The 21,483-nt window shown below is 61.5% G+C and carries 14 protein-coding genes and 1 tRNA gene; 5 read left to right on the plus strand and 10 right to left on the minus strand.

All coding sequences use genetic code 11. The features are described 5' to 3' along the window. Positions 1–26: 26 nt before the first annotated feature. The 8 genes from ABAC460_RS32010 to ABAC460_RS0124330 all read right to left on the minus strand — a co-directional run bounded on the left by ABAC460_RS32010 (position 27) and on the right by ABAC460_RS0124330 (position 17,528). Complete coding sequence (locus tag ABAC460_RS32010) at positions 27–1,631, minus strand: family 43 glycosylhydrolase (protein WP_023452727.1); 1,605 nt, start codon at positions 1,629–1,631, stop codon at positions 27–29. 377 nt (positions 1,632–2,008) lie between these two features. Continuing rightward, positions 2,009–3,250 (minus strand): pectate lyase, encoded by a 1,242-nt coding sequence (locus ABAC460_RS32015; protein WP_023452728.1) that lies wholly within the window; start codon positions 3,248–3,250, stop codon positions 2,009–2,011. Further along, positions 3,247–5,586: a glycoside hydrolase family 95 protein gene (locus ABAC460_RS32020; RefSeq protein WP_155914602.1), complete on the minus strand. Its 2,340-nt coding sequence runs from the start codon at positions 5,584–5,586 to the stop codon at positions 3,247–3,249. The genes ABAC460_RS32015 and ABAC460_RS32020 overlap by 4 nt, the downstream gene beginning before the upstream one ends. A 352-nt stretch (positions 5,587–5,938) precedes the next feature. Then, positions 5,939–9,220 carry a TonB-dependent receptor domain-containing protein gene (locus ABAC460_RS32025; RefSeq protein ID WP_235075777.1) on the minus strand — a complete coding sequence of 1,094 codons (3,282 nt, stop codon included), beginning with the start codon at positions 9,218–9,220 and terminating at the stop codon, positions 5,939–5,941. Positions 9,221–9,653: 433 nt separating this feature from the next. Then, positions 9,654–12,740 carry a TonB-dependent receptor gene (locus ABAC460_RS32030; RefSeq protein ID WP_023452731.1) on the minus strand — a complete coding sequence of 1,029 codons (3,087 nt, stop codon included), beginning with the start codon at positions 12,738–12,740 and terminating at the stop codon, positions 9,654–9,656. Between the two features lie 99 nt (positions 12,741–12,839). After that, on the minus strand, positions 12,840–13,814 hold the full coding sequence (locus ABAC460_RS32035) for a FecR family protein (RefSeq protein WP_023452732.1): 975 nt from the start codon (positions 13,812–13,814) through the stop codon (positions 12,840–12,842). Next, positions 13,808–14,287: an RNA polymerase sigma factor gene (locus ABAC460_RS32040; RefSeq protein ID WP_023452733.1), complete on the minus strand. Its 480-nt coding sequence runs from the start codon at positions 14,285–14,287 to the stop codon at positions 13,808–13,810. Before ABAC460_RS32040 ends, ABAC460_RS32035 begins: the two co-directional genes overlap by 7 nt. Before the next feature lie 259 nt (positions 14,288–14,546). Further along, positions 14,547–17,528, minus strand: coding sequence for a family 43 glycosylhydrolase (locus tag ABAC460_RS0124330; protein WP_023452734.1), 2,982 nt, complete (start codon positions 17,526–17,528; stop codon positions 14,547–14,549). A gap of 199 nt (positions 17,529–17,727) precedes the next feature. Between ABAC460_RS0124330 and ABAC460_RS32045 the strand changes: the two genes are divergently transcribed. The 4 genes from ABAC460_RS32045 (at position 17,728) to ABAC460_RS32060 (ending at position 19,298) form a co-directional block, all read left to right on the plus strand. Further along, a tRNA-Leu gene (locus ABAC460_RS32045) sits at positions 17,728–17,814 on the plus strand. Between the two features lie 488 nt (positions 17,815–18,302). Then, positions 18,303–18,575: a type II toxin-antitoxin system prevent-host-death family antitoxin gene (locus ABAC460_RS32050; protein ID WP_023452736.1), complete on the plus strand. Its 273-nt coding sequence runs from the start codon at positions 18,303–18,305 to the stop codon at positions 18,573–18,575. 4 nt (positions 18,576–18,579) lie between these two features. Next, entirely contained in the window at positions 18,580–19,008 is a 429-nt protein-coding gene (locus tag ABAC460_RS32055; RefSeq protein WP_023452737.1) for a type II toxin-antitoxin system PemK/MazF family toxin, read from the plus strand. Between the two features lie 71 nt (positions 19,009–19,079). Continuing rightward, the gene (locus tag ABAC460_RS32060; RefSeq protein ID WP_200863663.1) at positions 19,080–19,298 is read left to right on the plus strand and encodes a PDDEXK nuclease domain-containing protein; all 219 of its coding nucleotides are present in this window, start codon (positions 19,080–19,082) and stop codon (positions 19,296–19,298) included. A 309-nt stretch (positions 19,299–19,607) separates the two neighbouring features. Here the strand turns inward: ABAC460_RS32060 and ABAC460_RS32065 are convergent, their stop codons facing one another. Then, positions 19,608–19,907, minus strand: a complete 300-nt coding sequence (locus ABAC460_RS32065) for a type II toxin-antitoxin system RelE/ParE family toxin (RefSeq protein WP_023452739.1) — start codon at positions 19,905–19,907, stop codon at positions 19,608–19,610. Then, on the minus strand, positions 19,894–20,163 hold the full coding sequence (locus ABAC460_RS32070) for a type II toxin-antitoxin system ParD family antitoxin (RefSeq protein ID WP_031236567.1): 270 nt from the start codon (positions 20,161–20,163) through the stop codon (positions 19,894–19,896). Before ABAC460_RS32070 ends, ABAC460_RS32065 begins: the two co-directional genes overlap by 14 nt. Positions 20,164–20,390: 227 nt before the next feature. Here ABAC460_RS32070 and ABAC460_RS49585 point away from each other — a divergent pair, with 227 nt between their 5' ends. Continuing rightward, complete coding sequence (locus ABAC460_RS49585) at positions 20,391–21,440, plus strand: hypothetical protein (protein ID WP_155914603.1); 1,050 nt, start codon at positions 20,391–20,393, stop codon at positions 21,438–21,440. Positions 21,441–21,483: the final 43 nt, after the last annotated feature.

Raw genomic sequence — 21,483 nt, forward strand, 5'->3', positions numbered from 1 at the left:
CATATTCAGATGGATCAGAGACTGCATCACAGCGCTCGGTATTTGAAGTTTTTGAAGCGAGCTTCGCCGGTGCCGGTGGCGTAGAAGCCGGGCTTCAGCATCAGGAAGCCGCCGCGGACATTGTGGTGATAGCCCGAGACCTCCATGCCGCGGTCGAACCGCTTCCACGTCACGCCGTCCGAAGAGGTGTGGAAGCTGACGATATGGCGCTCGTTGCGCAGCCGCATCAGCATGCGTTTGCCGTAGGGATTGGCCGGGCGGCCACGCTCGATGCCGTACTGGTGGGTGATGAAGCGGTCCTTGTCGAAGCCCAGGCCGCAATAGAGCTTCTGATCGTAGAACAGCAGCAGGCCGGCGCGGGCGCCGTCGTCGATCTCGATCTCCATCTCGATCTCATAAGCCGGATCGCCAACCACGGTGATCAGCGGCGCCGAGGATGACGGCGCTTCGGCGGTGGCCGTCAGGTGCAGCACGCCGTTGTCGCGGCGGATGCGTTTGGCTTCATCGGCCGACGGGTTGAAGAAGTTCCACTGGATGCCGTACTTGTCTTTCGTGAAGTCATCGGACAGGGCAAAGCCATGGGGTTGCGCAGTGCCGCCCTTGGGTTTGGCGATGGGCTGCGACAGATCGCCGCCGCCGAAGTCGAACCAGCCGTCGTTCGACCAGGTGACCGGCGCCAGCAGGGTTTGTCTCCCCAGGGTCCACAGGCCGTTTTCATAGCCGTGATAGACGCCCCACCAATCGCCGGCAGGACCTTCGACCAGGGTGGCGTGGCCGCGCGACCACCACTTTTCGTCCAGCGAGGTCGTGCGGACCAGAGGGTTGCGCGGGTGTTGCTCCCACGGCCCGTTTATGGATTTGGAGCGGGCGACGATGACCATATGGCCGGTGGGCGGACCGGCCGTGCCGCCGACGGCCAGGATCAGGTAGAAGTACTCACCGTGGCGGGTGACCTTGGGGCCTTCCGGGGCAAAGCCTTCGACGTCCCAGGTATCGGGGTAGCGCCACGGGTCGTAGACATGTTCGGGATTTGCGGTACGGGAGAGACCGTCATCGGAAAGGCGCACCCGGTCGCCGCCCGACAGGAACAGCCAGCGCGAACCGTCTTCGCCGACCGCATGGCCGGGATCGATATGGGCTGGCAGGTCCAGGTCCATGGGGTCTGACCAGGGGCCTTTGATGTCGTCGGCCCAGATGACCCAGGAGGTGGTCTTGCTGTCCGGGGCGGTCGTCTTTTTGGTGGGGATATAGAGGTAGTAGCGGTTGTTGTGTTTGGTAAGTTCGGGCGCCCAGACCGAACCGATATTGCGCGTCAGGGCGGCCGTGATGGGCTGCCAGTTGATCAGGTCCTTCGAGTGCCAGATGACGAGCCCCGGATAGGCGTCAAAGGTCGAAAACGTCATGTAGTAGTCGGCACCGTCCTTCAGGATCGACGGATCCGGATGGTCGCCGGCCATGATCGGATTGAGGAACCGCCCGTCGCCCAGGTCGGCCTGGCGCTGGTTTTCGATTCCGCGGGCCCAGGTGGTGGGCTTGGCGGGCTCGGGGGCGGCTTGGGCGACGGCGGGCGTGCCGAACAGCAGGGCGCCGAGGCTGAAGGATTTAAGCGCATCGCGCCGGGTGTTGGACATGTGGCATTTTCCTTAGTGGAATTTTCGTTGAGTTGGTGAAGCGGATTTTCCGGTCGCGGTATCTTCCCGCGCGAAGCGCATCCGAGTATCTACCGGGCCGTCGTGTTTGTGCGCGTAAACGCTGTCCATCTGGCTTATCTGGCTTATCTGTGGACAGCCCTCGCCGAGGTTCAAACGGATGGATGGTCGGCGTAAGGCCACCGCTGATCGTGCGAACGGAACCTTCTTTTTTTGGATCCACAGATAAGCCAGATAAGCCAGATGGATGGCGTCAGGGTCGGCCAGGCCTCGGGATAGCCCTACCTTCCTGTACCCCTCCACCGCTTCGCGGTCCCCCTCCCCACTTCGTAGGGAGGAGGGAGTTCGCCCCCTCTCCTTCATGCGAGCCTCACAAAGTCTGTGTGTTGGAGAGTCTTTGGGTTGAAGGGACGGCGGGTGGAAGGGCGGACGGGGTAGCCGCCAGCGTCGGATTCGGAGTGGATGATGCGGCCGGTGCCAGCCTTCGCCGAGGCGATGATAGCCGCATCGATCGGGTCGCGGCTCCAGGGGCGAGCGCCAGCGTTGGCGTAGACATGGCGTTGGGTGTTGGCGATTGTTGTCAGGTTGGGCTGGGGCATCGAGCGGATAAAGGCTTTGGGGACGTAGGCGCCGCCTTCGTCGTAGCCGTCAGAACGGGCCTGGTAGTAGCCGATGATCGGGGCCGGTGAGCCGTCCGCGTAGGTGGCGATATTGTCCGCCGCGTGCAGCTCCAAGTCCCCTGCCCCGCCGAAGGTCAGCATGGCCAGGCCCGCCCGGGTGTCTAATCCGCCGCGCATGACATTGCCGCGCAGGACCATGCGGCCGGGCACCCGTTCGCGACCGGTCCATTGGTCTTCGACCAGCGTGTATTGCGAACAGGTATGGCCAGGATTGGCAAAGACATTACCCGTCACCACCGCCTGACCGCCGCCCTTGACCAACGGATGACGCTCATTGTTGTTGGCGTAAAGATTGCCGGTGATGCGCACGCCAGTGACATTGTCGTGGATCAGGGAGCCCATCGAATGCGGCCCCTTGGCGTGGCTGGCGTCGTGCAGGCTGTTGGCCACGATGTTGTTGGAAAAGACGATGTCGTGCGAGGTGTTGCGCCGCCAATCCTCAAGCGTCGCGCCTTCAAAGCGCGGGCCGGAGGCCGAGAGCGCTTCGTCCACCGCCCAGGTCAGGCTGCAATGGTCGACGACGACATTGTAGGCCGAGGTGGTGGTCAGACCGTCGGGTTCGAAGCCGCTCCGTTTTGCCATGCCGGCCGTGCCGGGACGCACGGCGATATGACGGATGACGACATCGTGGGTGGCGACCGAGATACCGCCGCGGATCAGGGTGATGCCGGGGTCGGGCGCCGTTTCACCTGCCACGGTGACGAAGGGCTGGGTCAGTTTCAGGCTGGTCTTGTCGAGGTCGATGACGCCGCCGACCTCGAAGACGATGGTGCGCGGACCGGCTTCGTCGAGGGCGGCCTTCAGCGAGCCCGGCCCTTCGCGGTCGAGCGTGGTGACGCGCACGATCCGCGTCCCGGCCTGGGCCAGGCTCGGCAGGAGCAGACCTGCCGTCATTACCAGCAAGGCACGCCGATCGATCACAGCCGCACCAGTCCTTTGCCGTTCAGGCCGAAGACGGCCGTTTCACCGGCTTTCAACGCCAGGGGTTGCGTCTGCCCGTCGTAGACCAGGGCGGCCTTTTCGCCGAACGCCGAGGTCAGGGTGACGCGGTCGGCTTTGCCGTCCTTCCAGGCGATGTCGAGGGTGAAGCCGCCGCGCGCCTTCAGGCCGGTGATACGGCCCGACGGCCAGGCTTTCGGCAGGGCGGGGAGTATCTGGATTTCGCCGTCGTAGGATTGCAGCAGCATCTCGGTCATGCCCGACGTGCCGCCGAAATTGCCGTCGATCTGGAACGGCGGGTGGGCGTCGAACATGTTGGGATAGGTCCGTTCCGGCCCCAGCAACAGCTTCAGGATGGAATGGGCGCGATCACCCTCGCTCAGGCGCGACCACAGGTTCAGCCGCCACGCTATGGCCCAGCCGGTCGACAGATCACCGCGCTGATCCAGCGAGACCTTGGCGGCCTGGGCCAGGTCCGGAGTCTTGCGCAGGCTGATCTGGCTGGACGGAAAGGCGCCGTAGAGGTGCGAGACGTGGCGGTGATGCGGGTCACCGGCCTCGGCGTCCCAGTCCTCCTGCCATTCCTGGAGTTGACCTGCCTTGCCGATCTTGTTGGGGGCGAGTTGGGTGCGCAGGGCGGCGACTTCGCCACGGAAAGCCTTGTCGGTTTTCAGGATCTCGGCGGCTTTGATGGTGTTGGCGAACAGGTCGCGGATGATCTGCATATCCATGGTGGGGCCAGCACAGATCGAGGTGCCGAACTTGTGGCGGTTCTCCGGCGACATGGAGGGCGCGGTGACCATGAAGCCGCTGTGCGGATCCTTGACAAGGGTGTCGACGAAGAACAGCGACGCGCCCTTGAGCAGCGGGTAGATGTCCTTCAGGTAGGCCCGGTCGCGGCCATAGTCGTAACGGTCCCAAAGGTGCAGGCACAGCCACGCACCTCCCGTCGGCCAGGTGCCGTAGAAGGCGGAATCGATCGGTCCGGTCGCCCGCCACAGGTCGGTATTGTGGTGCGTCACCCAACCGCGCGCACCGTACATGATGCGGGCCGTCTCCCCACCGGTGATGGCCAGGTCCTTGACCATCTGGATCAGGGGCTCAACCATCTCCGGCAGGGCGGTCGGCTCGGCCGGCCAGTAGTTCATTTCGGTGTTGATGTTGATGGTGTACTTGCCGCCCCACGGCGCATTCAGCTTCTCGTTCCACAGGCCCTGGAGATTGGCCGGCTGGGTGCCCGGCCGCGAGCACGAAATCAGCAGGTAGCGGCCGTACTGGAAGTACAGGGCGGCCAAAGCGGGATCGTCCTGGACCAGAGATTTGGCGATACGGTCGTTGGTGGCCAGATCGGCAAATTCATTGCGGCCGAGGTCGAAGGTGACGCGGCCGAACAGCTTTTTGTGGGCAGCGATATGGTCGGCCAGGATTGTGTCGTAGGGGCGTTGGACGGCGGCGGCGATCTGGGCTTTGGTGATGGCGGCAGGGTCGCCCGAAACATCGCGGAAGTTTTTATAGTTGGTAGCCGCCGCCATGTAGACGGTCACGCTGTCGGCGTTTGCGACGATCAGTTCGTCATGGCCGGTGGTTTGTTGTCCGCCCTGGGCGACCACCCTGACCCGGCTTTCGAAGCGAAGGGCGCCTTCGATGCCATTATGCGGGCCGTTGCGGCCTTTGAGTACGATGTCCTGAGGGGATTCGATTGTGACGGCGGCCTGCTGCGGGCTTTCGAAAGCGAGCTGGAAGCCGATCTTGCCGGGCTGGTCGGCCGTCAGGCGCATGACCATCACTTGGTCGATCGGCGAGACAAAGGTTTCGCGGGTAAAGCGGGTGCCGTTCTGGGTGTAGGTCACGGTGGAGACGGCGCGTTCCAGGTCCAGTTCACGGCGGTAGTTGGAGGCGTTCGACGAGACGCCGAAGATCAGGCTGAGTTCGCCGATCGTCTGGTACGACACCTGGCGCATGGGGTTGGCCATGCGTTTGGCCTGGATCAGTTCCTGGGCCTTCAGGTATTCGCCGGCAAAGATCAGATTGCGCACTTCCGGCAGGGCGGCCAGGGCTTCGGGGTTGGCCGGCTGGTAAGGGCTGCCGGCGTAGATGGTGTCTTCGTTCAGTTGCAGCCGTTCGCGGGCGACGCCGCCGAACACCATGGCGCCAAGCCGGCCGTTGCCCAGCGGCAGGGCTTCGGTCCATTCGATGGCGGGCTGTTTGTACCACAGCACCAGGTCGCGGGGCGGGGTTTGGCCGCGCGCCGGCAAGGCTGCGGCGACGGCAGATGCGGCAGCCAGTTGGAGTGCGGAACGGCGAGTAAGGCGGGGCATGGGCACTTTCATACTATGTATGACTTTTGGTTTGGTATGAATTTCGGGCGAAATGGCCTTCGCCTGAAATACACGGTCGATGCCTGTAAGATACCCCTCCACCGCTTCGCGGTCCCCCTCCCCACTTCGTGGAGAGGAGAAGAAAGGACTATCTCGGTTCCACTCAAAAAAAGGGCGGGCGGGTTGGGCAACCCGCCCGCCTGAGTGGCCAGCTTGTCTAGGAATGTCGCATTCCACAACGGGGAGCTGGATCTGGAGAACGGTAGAAAAGACCGGCTGGGGCGCCCCGGTGGCCCCAGCCCGGCAAGAAAGACTGCGGTACCGGGAGACGGACACCGCAGTCTGGGAAAGCCTAGTACTTGTAACGCAGGCCCAGGGTGATGGTCCGGCCGGTCGAGCCGTACTGAGTCACCACAGGCTGGTCGTAGGCGTAGCGGTTGGTCGTCTGGTTGGTCATGTTCAGGCCTTCCAGGGTGACCGTCCAGTGCGGCGCCGGATTGTAGCTGATCGCGAAGTCGACGTTCAGCGTCCCTTCCGAACCGCCGAACTCGTTCATCAGCGGACCGTCGCACGGCGTGCCGTCGGCATTCAGGCCGACCGCACAGGCGCCCGATGCGATCGGGTAGGTCGTGTAATAACCCTTGCGCTGGGCGGCCGAGACACGGGCGCTGAGCTTTTCGGTTTCATAGTAGAAGGTCAGGTTGATGGCGTCCGGCGAGGCATTGAGCCACGGACCATTGCCGTAGGTCGGCGCCTTGGTGACCACGCCCGTCGTCGCGTTGACCGTGCCCGGATCCAGGATATAGGTCAGCTCGGAATCAATGTGCGTCATGTTGAACTGCACGCCGGTGTGGCTGAGCAGGCCCGGCAGGAAGTTGAAGTCCTGCTGGTAGCTGAATTCCCAGCCCTGCAGCGAGCCGCCCGGCGCATCGCTGACCTGGCGGGCCAGGAAGGGACGGTCATCGCTGACGTAGGCGATCTGGTCGGGATCGGTGAACTGCAGCTTCAGCGCATCGATGGCTTCGGCATCCAGGAAGGTCGACAGCGGCGCCGAGTACAGGATGGTCTGAGGGTAGGAGTCGATGTCCTTTTTGAACAGCGACAGCGACAGCAGGCCGTTCTTGGCGAAGTACCATTCGGCGGCCAGGTCGTAGGCCGTGGCGCGGAAGGGCTTCAGCTTGGGGTTACCGACGGTGAGCGTGCCGCCCGCCGCTTCGCCGCCCGCCGCCGGGACGCTGATCGCCGACACGGCCGGCGACAGGTTGACCAGTTGCGGACGGGCCATGACCTTGGAGGCACCGGCGCGGATATAGAGGTCGTCCATGACTTCCCAGGCTACGTTCATCGACGGCAGCACATCGTCATACTTGTTGGTGCCGAAGATGTGGCGGCCGGCCGTGGTTTCGCCCTGGGACAGAACCTCGGTCGAGACCTGGCGGACACCGATATTGCCGAACAGGTTGCGGCCCAGGATGTCGTGCTTGAAGTTCAGCTGGCCGTAGACGCCTTGCGTCTCTTCGGCCACCGTGAAGCTGGCCGTGCGGTTGCGCTTGCGGGTGATGCGGAAGTCGCCGTACTTGTTGACGCAGTTGCAGTCGAAGCCGAAGACCGACGAGAAGGCTTCGATCGACGGGGCGCGGAACGCGGTCGGCGTGCCTTCGGAGACCTCCAGGCCGTCACCGAAGTCGATGACGCGGCTTAAGGAATCGACCGAGACCTTGGCTTCCTTTTCGGTCGGGTTTAGCAGGTCGCTGTTGCGTTCGAACTGGTTGGTCGAGAAGCCGTACTTGCGGGTCACCGCGCCGAACTTGAACGAGAAGGTGTCGTTGATGTCCCAGGTGAAGTCCGCCTTGGCGCCTTCGTAGGTGTTTTCGGTATCGCGGATATAGTTGCGCATACCCGAGAAGCCCTTGATGATGCCCCACTTGGACGCATCGGTCAGGTCGAATCCCGGGTTGAAGGTCGGCATGTCGCCGCCGGCGCGTTCGTCGTAGGTGAAGACTTCCGGACGGTCCATCGAATTGAACTCGACCAGCAGGCCCTGATAGTGGTTGAACGACTTCGAGGCACCCACCGTGATATCGGCGCGGAAGTTATCCGTGAAGGCGTGGGTCAGGTTGAACGAAACCTGGTTGAATTCGGTGCTGTATTGGCCACGGTCGGCGGCGGAGCGCCAGTCGATGTTGCTGAGCTTCAGGTAGTCGGCATTGTTGTTGGTGACGTGGGCATCCAACACCTTGACCGCCGGCCGGCCGATCAGCGCATCGCGGAAGGCCATGCCGTTGGTCGAGGCGATATAGCCGGGCGACGCCGTGCTGTTGAAATAGTCGTAGGGGTCGAGGTTGAACGGGTTGTAGCTGAACTGAGTGCCGGCGACGAGCGTCGTGCCGTTCATCTGCTGGCCGCAGTCCTGGCCGGGCGCCAGGTCGGTTTCGGTCGCTGCGGTGCACAGGCCGGGATAGAAGCCGCGCTTGGTGGCCACCGCCGTGCCGGCGTTCGCCGTGTTGAAGCCGGCATTGGTGTTGTTGCGGTTCAGGCCGACGCTGGACACCTGGTAGATGGTCGATTTGTTGTCGAACTTCGAATAGAGGCCGTCGATGGTCAGGCGGGTGCGGGGCGCCAGCTGGATCTGGAACGAGGCCGTGACGCCCAGGCGCTTCTGCTCCAGGTCCTGCTGCTCGATCGAGCCCAGGGCCGGGAACTTGACGACCGAGTTGTTACAGCCGGGCTGAACCGCCGTGGTGTTGGTGGACGCTGCGGCGCAGCCCGGATACAGGGTGGCATAGGCCGTCGGGTCGGAGCCGGTCTGGGCGGCGATTACCGCCGGATTGGTGATGACGCTGCCGAAGGTGGTGCCGGCAGGTGCTGCGAAACCGGCGCGGCCGGGGATTTCGTTGCCGGCCCAGGTGGTGCCGCGATAGGTGTAGTCCGAGCTGCCCGGACCGCGGCGGAACTGGTCGTTTTCGGAGACCTTTTCCGAATAGGCGACCGAGGCCAGGAAGCCCATCTTGCCGTCGTACCAGCGCTTGGAGAACAGGCCGGTGATCCGCGGGCTGTTGGTGCCGCCGTTGCTGTTATAGGCGTTCTGGACCGACACGGCGAAGGCGCCGTCCTTATAGTCGAACGGGCGGCCGGTCTGCAGGTCGACCGTGGCGCCCAGGCTGCCTTCGTCGGTTTCGGCCGAGGCCGTCTTGCGCACGGTCAGCGAGTTAAACAGTTCCGAGGCGAAGGTGTTGAAGTCGAAGGCGCGCGAGCGGTTCGGCGTCGAGCCGGCGTCATTAGCGCCCGCCGTCGACAGGGCTTCCAGGTTGTTGATGCGGACGCGGGTGAAATCGCCGCCCAGGCCGCGCACGCTGATCTGACGGCCTTCGCCGTTGTCGCGATCGATCGAGATGCCCGGGATGCGCTGAAGCGATTCCGCCAGGTTGGCGTCGGGGAAGTCGGCGATGTCGTCGGCATTGATGGCGTCGAGCATGACGTCGGCATTGCGCTTCTTGCTGAGCGCGCTGCGCAGAGAGGCGCGATAGCCGGTGACGACGACGACATCGTCAGCCGCAGCAGCGGGCGCGGCGGCGGGCGCATTTTGGGCCTGAACGGCGCCGGGCAGGAGGCCCGCAACCGTTAGCGCTAACACTGAAGCTCCGAAGAGTTGAACCCTGCTCCCCGAGCGGATGGCATTCCGTTTCATGATGTTCTTCCTGGTTTTTCCTGCGTGGCGATGCCTGCCACTTTTTTGTTTGGCAATGACACCGGGGTCAGACACCGGTGTCATTTGTCGACCTATTAGCACATTCTTCGGAAACGGAAATAGAAAATGAGCATTTTGCTATGTTGCTGCGCAATTTTGCGCGATTCAGAGCGTCTACGTGGCAAAATCGTCACAAATAGCGGAACAATTATGAATATAAAAATAATTCTATACTTATTTTATGCTTGCAACGCCAATCGCCCTTTGCGCTAAAAGCACAAAGGTTATCTCATTTTCGCCACTTTGAGCGGCGAAGCGCGAATTTTACTTACGGCCGGCGAATTTCGTCATGTCATGCGCATGTCCAAAATGCCTTCCGTCAAAAACTGTAGCGAAGACCGGCATGGATGCGCCGGCCGCCGAGACGGTAGTCCGTCGTCCGGCGGGCCACGGAATCGCTCCATGTGCCATTGGTCTCCTTGGTGAGATTCAGCCCTTCCAGGCTCAGGGTCAGCTGGTCGGTGACGCGATAGCTGGCCGAGGCATCCCAATAGGTCGCCGCGTTCATGCCGTTGGCGTCGGTGTTGAAACCGCCCGGCACGGCGCTGAGATATTCGTCGCGGTAGTTCATCGACAGCCGCGCCTCGAACCGGCCCTTGCTGTAATACAGAGTGGCGTTGGCCGAATTGCGCGACAGGTAGACCAGGTCGGCGGTCACGGTGACCGTGCCCAGTGCCGAGGTGGTGATGTAGTCGATCTGGCTGGTCGCCCAGGTGTAGTTCATGCGCACGCCCAGGCCCGACCAGAGACCGGGCAGGAAGCGCAGGGGCTGCTGATACGTGATTTCGGCGCCGTAGAGCGGTCCGCCGGGCGTATTGACGGCACGCTGGATGACGAAGTCGTCGGTCATCGTCGCCCCGGTGCCGGCCAGAAGCTCCACCGGCAGGCCTGTGGTCGAATAGGGCGCCACGTGGGTCAGGGACTGCACGTAGGTCGAAATGTCCTTGTAGAACAAGCCGATGGCCGCCACCTTGCCCGAGGCCGGATACCATTCGTACGACAGGTCGAAGCTGTCGGCGCGGTAGGGCTCGAGATAGGGATTGCCCGTGGCCACGCGGCGGGCGCCGCCATTGACCTGGACGCTGGTGTCGGCGACCAGGCTGGTCAGGGGCGGACGGGCGATGACCTTGGCGGCGCTGAAACGCAGCACCGTGTCGCGGTTGAGGTCGGCGGCGATGTTGAAGGACGGCAGGGTGTCGCTATAGGCGCGGCGGACCTGGGTCAGGCGCTGGCCCGACGGATCGACCGAGGTCGGGACGCTGGCGATGAATTCGGAGACCTGTTCGGTGCGGACCTGGCGGACGCCGAAATTGCCGCGCACCGGCACGCCCCACAGGGTGCGTTTGAAGGCCACCAGGCCGTAGACCGAATGGTCGGTTTCGAAGACGGCCTGATTGAAGCCGCGCGCCGCCGGATTGGTGGTCGACACCGCCGTGCGGCCGCTATTGCCCAGCAGGTCGTACTCGGCGATGAAGGCGTCGATATCGGGGATGGTCCAGCAGATGGGCGAACGGCCGTCTTCGACGATGTCAGACACGCCGCAGAACTGTTTGGTCAGGTCCGCGATGCCGGCTGATGGCGCCGAGAAGTTGGCCTCGCCCTGGATCAGGCGGTAGACGATGCTGCGGAAGCTGTAGTCCTTGGTTTCACCGCCCAGGCTGGCACGCCAGCCGTCGCCAAGGTCATAGGTGAATTTGGCCTGGGCGATTTCATAACCGTTGTGCAGGTAGTTGGGACGCAGGCGCAGTTCCGGCCCTGTCGCCCCCGTGCCGCCCGGTTGAGTCACACGCGGGCCGAAATACCAGTTGGACGGTTCATTGACGTCGAAACCATAGTCAATCTTCGGGCGATACTGGCCGCCGTCGCGGATGTCGTAGCTGTAGCCGTCGACATTGAAGCGGTCGATCTGGGCCGACAGTTCCAGGTTGCTGAACCTCGACGAAGAGACACCGAACATGCCTTCGAAGCCCAGGCGGTCGGTCAGTTGGTGCTTAAGGCTGAACGAGCCCTGCTTGAAGATGGTGGTGAAGTTCTCGATGGCGATTTCCGAGCGGACATCGACATTGTCGAACCGGCCATAGACCAGGGTGTCACTGGCATCGACCGCGGCCTCCAGCGGCACGCTTTCCGGTTTGCCGCCCTGGGAGGCGCCACGGCTGAAGCCGATGGCCTCCAGGAAGTGGTCGGTGCGTTGCGTACTGAACTGCGAATAGAGCAGGTCGACCGTCATCAGGGTGTGTTCCGATGGCTGCCACTGGGCGCTGGCGGTCATGCCGACGCGTTCGACGTCGCCCTGCAGGTCGGTATAGCGGTAGAAGCGCGGGATGTAGGTGGTGGCCTGGTTGACGCTGTTATAGGCGGCGGTCGCCTGGGCCAGGTTGGCGACGTCGCACGGGCCGCCGGTGCCCTGGGTCGGCTTGCAGAAACCGCCATCCGCCGTGCCCTGGTTCCAGCCGCCGCTGTTGACGCCCTGCAGGTTCAGCGGGGTCAGCGACCAGGCGGCCGAGACCAGAATCCCGGCCTTGTCATCGGCAAAGGTGTCACTGAGCATAAGCGTGGCGCGGGCGCCGCTGCGGTCGCCCAGGTCGTTATAGGTAAGCTGGGTGCCGGCAGCGATGCGCGGGCCCTTGCGGTCCAACGGATGCGGCGTGACCAGGTTGACCGTGGCGCCCAGGGAGCCTTCCGGTTTGTCGGCGCTGGAGGTTTTCAGCACGTCGACGCGGCTGAACAGCTCCGACGGGAAGACGTTGAAGTCGAAGCCGCGGCTGCGGTTGACGCCCTCGGCCAGGCCATCGGTCGCGGCCTGCGATTCCAGGCCGTTGATCTCGACGCGCGTGAAGTCGGGGCCCAGGCCGCGCACGGTGATGCTGCGGCCTTCGCCCTGGTCGCGGGTGATGGCGACGCCCGGCATGCGCTGGAGGGCTTCGGCCAGGTTGTTGTCGGGGAACTTGGCCATGTCTTCGGCCAGGACGACGTCGACCACGCCATCGGCGCGGCGCTTGATGCGCAGGGCTTCGGTCAGGCTCTGGCGATAGCCGCGCACGATGACCGGCGGGGACGGCTCTTCGACCCAAACCACCGGCTGGGGCGTGGCGGCCACAGGCGCGGTCTGAACCGGCAGGGGGGCGACGATGTAGGAGCCGCCGCGCGTGGTGGTCAACCCTAAGCCAGTGCCGGCCAGCAGGGTCTTCAGCGCGCCTTCGGTGGAATAGGCGCCGCGCAGGGGTTTGGCCTGGCGGCCGGAGACGGCTTCGGGCGAGAAGATGACATTGGCGTGGGTCTGGGAGCCGATTTCGGTCAGGGATTTCGACAGCGCCTGGGACGGCAGGTCGAGCGCGTACAGAGCTTCGGCCTGCGCCGCGGGTGCGGACATCAGGGCCAACGCCACAACGGCGTTCAAGCTCATGAGACGAGCAAAACTTCCCATTTCCCCTTGCCTGTAACGAAGCGTCTCTGGGCGCTCCTTGATGATGAGACGGATGACGGTGGCAAAACCGACATTATCTTAGCGCGATAAGGTGATGGTCTCCCCTGAGCGGCGGGCTTTCAGCCGGTTCATCTGGGCGACGGCGACGGCGAATTCGGCAGCGTCATTGGTTTCGAACACGCCCGAAACGCGCAGTTCGCCGATCTCCGGATCGGCGATGACGATCCTGACCGGACCATAGCGGTTCAGCTCGCCGGCGGCGTCGCGCAGCGCGATGTCCGAGAAGATGACCTCGCCGTGGCGCCAGGCGGTTACGGTGTCGACCACCGGCTTGTCCAGCACGGTGCGCCCGGCGCCACCAAAGGTCAGGCGCTCACCGGGCGCCAGGATGGCCAGGCGCTCCAGGGTGTCGCCTTCGCGGCGCGACACCTCGACCTTGCCTTCGATGAGGGTCACCGCGGTATGATCCGGATTGCGCCGGACCAGGAAGGAGGTGCCCAGGGCCTTGACCTCGCTGCCGCCGACCGAGACGATGAAGGGCCGCTTGGGGTCGCGCTTGACGTCGAACAGGGCTTCGCCGCGATCCAGCGCCACCCGGCGCTGGCCGGGGGTATAGGCGACGGTGACGCGGCTGTCGGTATTCAGCGACACGCGGCTGCCGTCGCTGAGGGTCTGGACCTGCTGTTCGCCGGGCAGGGTTTCATAGACGGTCGGCTGCGATATCCACAAAGCGCCGGCGGCCACCATGGCGGCGACGGACGCGGCGGCAACGGCGGCAAAGGCACGGCGGCCGCCGGCCTTTTTGACGGCGACAGGGCGCGCCGGATAGTCGTCATTGGCGGCGATGGCCTGGCGCACGGAGGCGGCGCCCGGCAGCAGTTCCCAGACCTCGGTGGCCCGGTCGAAGGCGGCCTGGTGGTCCGGGTGGGTCTTCAGCCAGCGCTGGAAGGCGGCTTCGGTGTCGGTGGAGCGGTCGTCGTGCTGCAGCCGCGCCAGCCAAGCCGCGGCCTCGGCATCCGCCCGCTCGCGTTCCGCTGTTTGCTGTCTCACCATCCGTCCATCCACTTCATCAGTTCGAGAGTCGCCCGCGCCACCTGTTTTTCGACGGCGGCGACCGTCATGCCCTCGGTCTGCGCAATTTGCTTGAAACTTGTCCCGTCCAGCCGGCGGCTGAGCAGGATCCGCCGGGTCCGCTCCGGCAGTTGGTCCAGGCCTTCGGCGGCGCGTTTCAGCCGCGCCTGGGCCCGGACGATCTCATCCGGCGGCGGGGTGCGGTCGGCCACCCTCAGCAGGTCGTCGGCGACATCGACGAAGGGCGAGTCGCGGCGCCGCCGGGCGCGGTCCATCGACAGATTGACCGCGGCGGTGACCAGCAGGGCTTCGCGCGAGCGGACCTGTTGCTTGCGTTCGTATTCTTCGACGCGGAGGAAGGCTTCCTGGACGATGTCGTCGGTGTCCTGCATGAGAACGCCCCGCCGCAGCAATGCGCGTCGGGCTTTCTCCAGCATGGCCTGCAGTGGCGACATCAAAGGGATTCCTCGTCTCAGTTTATGAGACGTATGCGAAAGGAAAACCTGACATGGCCGGCTGAAAATCCAGTGAATATTGTAGAAGAAGGAAGAGTACCCCTCCACCGCTCCGCGGTCCCCCTCCCCATAAAATGGGGAGGAGAAGGAAGCAGATGTCACAGAATCTTTCTTCTCCTCCCTATCGAAGATGGGGAGGTGGCGAGCAAGCGAGGCCCCCTATGGGCCGACGCGCGTCGAGACGGAGGGGTCCTCTTTCCTACTCCACCGGCGGGATCAGCCGCGCATCGACGTCGGCGTTGCGATCGACCACCAGCCTGCCGTCGATCAGCTTCAACTCGGCGACCTGGATCACCGTGCGCTGGTTCCAGTGCGGGTCCTCGGGCTTCTCAGCCCCCTGGTGAACGAAGTAGTAGATAAACGCTCGGCCGCCCGACACCACCACATCCGGATGCTGACCCATCTTGCGATCGGTGGGCTTCACACCCGGCTCACCCAGGATAAAGCCGTCCTGCTGCGTCCAATGCTCGGCATCATCGGAACTCAGCACCGCCAGCCCCTTCCAGGCGTCGAACACCATCCAATATTTGTCAGCAAATCGGAACACCTTGGGCCCCTCGCCGCGCGTCTCGCTGACCGGGATGTCCCCGACCCGCTTCCAGGTTTTCAGATCCGCGCTATCGGCCGCCATGATGCGCGAACCGACCGTCTCGTCCTTGTACCACAGGCGATATGTGTCCCCGACCTGGATCACCGCGGCATCGATGATACGGCCGATATCGAGTTCGACGTCGCCGGCGCACGACCAGGTCTTCAGGTCCGGGCTGGTCAGGTGGACGATGCGGCTGGTCGCGCCGGGCTGGCCCCAGCGGTTGAAGATGCCCGGCACGATGGTCAGCCACATGTGATAACCGTCCTCGCCGCGGAAGACTTCAGGTGCCCACAGGGTCACGCCGGTACACGACGCCGGAAACACCGCCGTGCCCGCATAGTCCCACGTCAAACCGTCCGCCGAGGTCGCCACGCCGATCGGCGTGGCATGGACCCAGGCGACGTCCTTCAGGTCGGGCGCCTTAACGGTGGCGCGACGGTTGGTGTAAAACATGGTCCAGCGCGCCTGGGCTTCGTCCCAAACGATGGAGACGTCGGCGGCGCCGTCATAGACCGGATCGCGGTACAGAGGCTTGGACGCCACCTTTAACGCCGGTGCCCAGGTGAAACGCACTCCGTCCTTGCCGTCCGACTGCGGCCCCGGGCTATCGGCCAAGACCACGCCCGTCTTCGGATCGATGCGCAGGAAGCGGTTGGTCACCAAAGACATCAGGGCCAGTTCACCGGTCGGGGTCTCGATCCACTGGAAGCTCTGGGCCGCGCCGGGTTTGCCGGCTTTCAGGCTGACCGCGCCATCGGCGGCCACGGTCAGCCAGGCATCGCCGACCTTCAGCGCGGCCCGTCCCAGCTTCATATCGACGACCGCCGCATCGGCCGGCGCGCCACGCACGGGCTTGCCGTCGGTCACGCTCAAACCGGTCGGCTGTGTCCAGGACGTCAACCGGATCGATTGGCCGTAAGGGATGGGCTTCATCAGCCCCTTGGGATGCGGTTCATAGACGTCGATCGAGTCGAAATCGGCATAACCGCCTTCGGCCCGGCGGCTGTTGTAGGCGAACAGCGAGTAGCGCACGCCCTGGAAGGTCGTCAGTTGAAACGCCATGGTGAAGGGCTCGCCGGCCGGCAGGAAGGTCTCGCCGTCGGTCGAGTACGAAAACCGCGCGATTTCGGTCATGAAGTCAGCTTCGGCGCGCAGCCAAACCTTGGTTGCGTCGATCTTCACCCGCACTGTGGCATTGCTGTATTCGTCGAACTGGACCAGGAACAGTCCGTCATCGCTGCGTTCGACACCGATCCAGGCATAGGGCTTGTTGGTCAGGGCCAGCCCAGCGACATCGCCCGGCTTCAGGCCGGAAGCATCCAGCACGGCGGTCGGGGTCGATTGCGGCCCGATGGCGCGCTGGGTCAGGGTGTTGCGCGCCGTCCAGAAATCCCCCGCCGGCAGGGTGTGCAGCCGCAGATGGCCCGGCCGCTCGGTCAAAGACCATTTGGCATCGACGGGAACGTGGCTCCATTGCCAGACGGGTTTCAACGTCGCGCCGGCGAAGTCGTCGCTGCGTTCGTAAGGCATATGCGGCGCGACCTTGTACTTTGTTTTGGGCTTGACCCAGGTACGCGGATTGCGCGTCAGGTTGCCAGGCAGGCCGAAATAGGGCCAGCCGTCCTTCCAGGTGATCGGCGCCAGTGAGGTCAGCCGGCCGACCGAATTATAGTCCATCATCGAAAAGCCCCACCATTCGCCTTCCGGCGTCTGGACCAGGCCGCCCTGGTGCAGCGACATGCGGCCATTGGGCGCCGGATTGCCGGGGTGGATGCGCAGGAAGGGTTGGCGGCCGCCGACTCTGTTGCCTTCGGCCAGGCCGAAGTCCTCATCGATGCTGATGGCCTGGTTGACCTCATACGGCCCCCAGATGTTATCGGCCCGCGCCGCCGGCATCCGCATCCGCCCGTCGAACCAGGCCGAGGTGATGACGTACTTGCCGTTCAGCTTATAGAAATGGACGCCTTCGCCCATGCCGGCGCTGTGGGGGATGATCTCACGCTCGGTGCCGGGCACAATGTCGGACAATTCAGCGTTCAGTTCGGCCATCCGGATACCCTGATAGCCCCAGATGATGTAGGCCTTGCCGCCGTCGAACAGCACCGACAGGTCGTGGAAGGACCGCTTCATCTGGGTGTGGGTCCACGGGCCTTTCGGGTCGGTGGCGGTGAAGAGCTGGGTCGTCTGGCCGTTGACGTTGCTGAAGATGTAGTAGGTGCCGTCGTAATAACGGAAGGTCGGCGCCCAGATGCCCTGGCCGTACACACCCTTGCCGTCTTCGAGGCGGAAACCGGGGCCGAGGTCCAGCTTGGGGCTGGCGTAGGTGAGGAATTCCCAGTTGACCAGATCCTTGGAATGCAGAATCGGCAGGCCCGGCATGGAGTGCATGGTGGTGCCGGTGAGGTAATAGTCGTCGCCGACACGGATCATGTCAGGGTCGGAAAACTCATCGTAAAACAGCGGATTGGTAAAGGTGCCGTTGCCGTTGTCGGCTGTCCAAGTCGTTGGCCAGGTGTCGGCTTTTGCGGCGGTGATCCCGGCGAGGCCGAGACCGAGGGCGATGACCAGTCCGGTGATGAACGAACGCATGGGATTCCTGCCTGTGGCTTTTTATATGTCTGACAATTACATAACGCGACGGGGCGTGAATGGGCAAGGGGATTTGTGCGGCTTTGCGGGCCTGTGGAGCGTTTGGAAAAAAGTTTTATGTGGTTGTTGACGCCTGAAAACTTTCTGACTATAGGTCGCCGCCTCCGGTCTAGGCCGGGGACCGCAGACCTAGAGACGTGCCCAGGTGGCGGAATTGGTAGACGCGCTGGCTTCAGGTGCCAGTGATGTAACAGTCGTGAAGGTTCGAGTCCTTTCCTGGGCACCATCTGCTAGTCCGTCACAGTGCGGAATCAATTGAAAAATCCATTTAAATATAGTCGTTTGAGCGGGCTGTAGTCCGCCAAAGTCCCATAGCGTTCGGTAACGTCCGAACCAAAATTGGGGCATCATTCGGGGTATGGCGCTATTACTCTATTAGGCGATACCCCAAGCTATTACCACAGGCCGTTGTGACGTCGGGATTTGACGTTTAGTTATGCGCTTCCCGCCGTGCTAGAGCGCGTTTCGATCCGGTAGAATCGGATCGGCGCTCTAAGTTTTTGTTTTTACGCGCATCTTAATCCAAAAAGTGCGTCACACTTTTTGGGATGCGCTCTATTGCCGTGGGCGTGTACTGCGTGTCGGTCACTCGCGACCAGATCACCGAAATGACCACCATGCTCGCCAGCGGGCGCGTTCAAACATTTCTTGAATAATTCAGCTAAATTAGCTAATATAGGGGATATAGCCATAACAAAGCCAAGGAGGGCAGTTATGACCGAATTTACCGTACCATCGACCGAGTTTCAAAACCGGGCGGGGCTTTATATCGAACGGTCAGCCAAAGACCCGGTTTTCATCACTAAGCATAGCCGCCCGGTTCGCGTTTTGCTGGATATAGACGAATACCGGAAGTTGCGCAAAAATTACCGAGAAGCCTTGCACGTGTCGGAATTAAGCGACGCAGACATGGACGCAATCATGTCCGCAGAACTACCGCCGGAGGCGGAAGCTCTCAATCACCTTATGAACGACGAAGCCCCATAGTCATATGGCCTTGCCCGATCCTAAACCCGGTCTGGTCATCAACTACAGTTATTTGTGGCAAGAAGAAGCGACGAAGGGACAAGACGAAGGCCGAAAGGATCGGCCTTGCGTCATCATTCTGGCTGTTCAGCAGATTGAAGGCGAACAGGTTGTCACAGTTGCGCCGATCACCCATTCGCCCCCGGCAGTCGCCACGTCCGCGATTGAACTGCCCGCGCCAGTAAAAAGGCATCTTGGTCTGGACGATCAAAGATCGTGGATCGTGACATCGGAAGTCAATCGCTTCGCTTGGCCTGGCAGCGATCTTCGCCCTGTTTCAAGAAACAAGCCCGGCCAATTTACGTTCGGATTCATTCCTGGTGATCTCATCCGAAAGATACGACAACAAATTCAGGAACGGCGATCCATCAAAATCACCGACCGCGACGCGTGATCCTCCTCGCTCCCATGCATCATCATATGCAGCACGGTTGATACCACTTCCATCGCGGCATGAACGCCCTGGTGGCGATCGAGCTGAAAATCGGCCGGTTCGAGCCGGAACACCTGGGCAAGGTTGGCTTCTATCTTGAAGCCCTGGACCGCGATGTTCGCAAGGCCCATGAAAATCCGTCCATCGGCCTGTTGCTGTGCGCCAGCGCCGACGATGAAGTGGTAGAATACGCCCTTATCCTGTCGTTTGCCCCCGGCCTTGGTAGCGCAATACCAAACCCAGTTGCCTGACAAGAACCTGTTGCGCGCCAGGCTGCATGAGTTTTACATGTTGAACGCCAGCGGCCAGACAGAGGACGCATGAGCGCGAAGCTCAATCCCGCCAACAATGACACCGGCGTGAGCAGAAATGTCTCTGGCCCCCTTTAAGCCAAGTCCTTTCCTGGCACCATCTGCTTAAGCCGCCAAGCGGCAACTCCTGAAAATTTACAAATGCAAAATGCGTGAAAGTGATGCGTAAAGCCACTTCACGACACGGAATTTTGCCCCAGTTTCTCCTCTGCAATCTGGTCAAAAGACTTTGCCGCCACGTCGTCCGCGCTAGCTGATCGGCTTACCCAATTCGAGTAGGTCTTGCCTGCCAAGGACCCTCATGATTTCAACATCGCCGTCCAGGATTCGGTAATAGATGGAGTCCACGCCGCAAACGCTTCTGCGGTATCCATCTCTGATATGGTCGACGGCCGGATACATGTACGGCTTCTCAGCGATGGTATCGAACCTGTCGAACAGCGCAGCATAGTAGCTGTCGGATCGCACCTCACCGAAGTCTGTCACGCCGCGCAGATAGATGCGCTTTATGTCGTCTCTGGCAGCATGGTTCAGTTTATATGCGGCCATTCCGTCGCATGTCTTCTTTTATTTCCGCCAGGAGAGCCTCCCGGGAAACGGTTGATGCCCCTTGCTGTTCCGCTGCAACGAGATGCGCGCGAATAGCCGCGATATCGGCGGCGGTTTCCTTCTCGCGGACCTGACGCTCGCGTATCAGTTCTCGGATGACTTCACTTTCGTTTCCATAATGGCCCGTCGCGACCTGCCCGGCGATCCAATCGTTTTGTTGGTCCGTAACGGAAATACTCTTTTTGACCATAGACATAGCGCCCTACCTCTCAGAACGAAATACTACACTGTAGCATATTATCCCACAATCACGGTGCCGGGAAGTGTGGCCGCTCCTAGTTCCAACGCGAATAACGTCTTTGCCCCCTTAACCCCATAACCCCATAACCCCATGGAGCCAGCCGTGCCGTGATCCCTTTGGTTTAACGAGCTTGACTCTATTAACGCATTGTTTACTCTTGGCTCCAACGGAGGGGAACCAATATGCAAGGTGTGGGCCTAAGTGAGCTTTGGCAACAGACCATTTCCGCATTTGGTAGCTTAACTTATCTGGACATATACAAAATTGCCTCCCCAATAGGCGCAGGGCTGTTCGGGCTACTAGGTTTTGCCACAAGATTTTGGAATGACTCAGCTAAGCGCATCACTTTTTCTGGTTTAGTCGCCACCTTGGGTGTGACCCTATCAATAGCCGCCGGGGTTACCGCTAACGTTTTTGAGTTTCGAAAAGAGCAAGTCGATCAAGCAAAACGAGATCAGACGCTTGTGGAAGTGGAGCGGCTGACGCGGCAACAAACAAAAATTGTAGAAGCACAGGGCGTACAAATCGAACTTCAGGGCAAATCCTTGCAGGTTCAGCGTGAACAGGTTTCGGCACAACGCGAATCCCTCAACTCAATTAATCGCGCTGTAAACTTGATAAATTCTCCCTCAGTTCACGCAACATTTCATGTCAATCGCATCCAGTATGATAGTGCCTTTGTTCTTAAGCCTGGAATTTCAAAAAAGGACATCCCTTATAGTCCAGAAAAGCACTTGAAAAATTACTTATCAACATCTTCCTTTTTGTCTGTAGCATTTTACAGAGAGTCGGAGAGTAGTGTAAATATAAGAAAAAGTCTAGAAGGCATGGATGAGGCTGGATATATTGAGCCTCTTTTATTCTGGAACGTAGACAGGCACGGTGAAATAATAGTCGTCGAAAAGCCATCTTCACTCGTCACGCCCGATGGTAAAAATTGTTGCGATTTGCGCGTTTCCTTTGAATCGGAAAGCCTGAAGCGTTGGAATACTGACAACATTCAAAGCTGGGTAGATATTGAGAAAACTCGTATTGCGGTTATATGCAACGGACTTGATCGAAAGGGATTTTGCGCACGCGCAAGTCTAACTAATTTTTACTTTAGGGATATTTCCGGGCTGGTTATAAACATGGCTGGCTGCGAAACGGACCACTCCGTAAACGATCAGGGGCTTGGTGTAGTTATGGCGATTTGCACGCCGAAAAAGTTTACAGGGCCAAAAAAACTCTAGCCTGCTAGGGCCGATAGAAGGAAATTCGGCTTGTCATGATGCG

Origin of the sequence: Asticcacaulis sp. AC460 (assembly GCF_000495795.1) — a bacterium.
Taxonomy (GTDB): domain Bacteria; phylum Pseudomonadota; class Alphaproteobacteria; order Caulobacterales; family Caulobacteraceae; genus Asticcacaulis.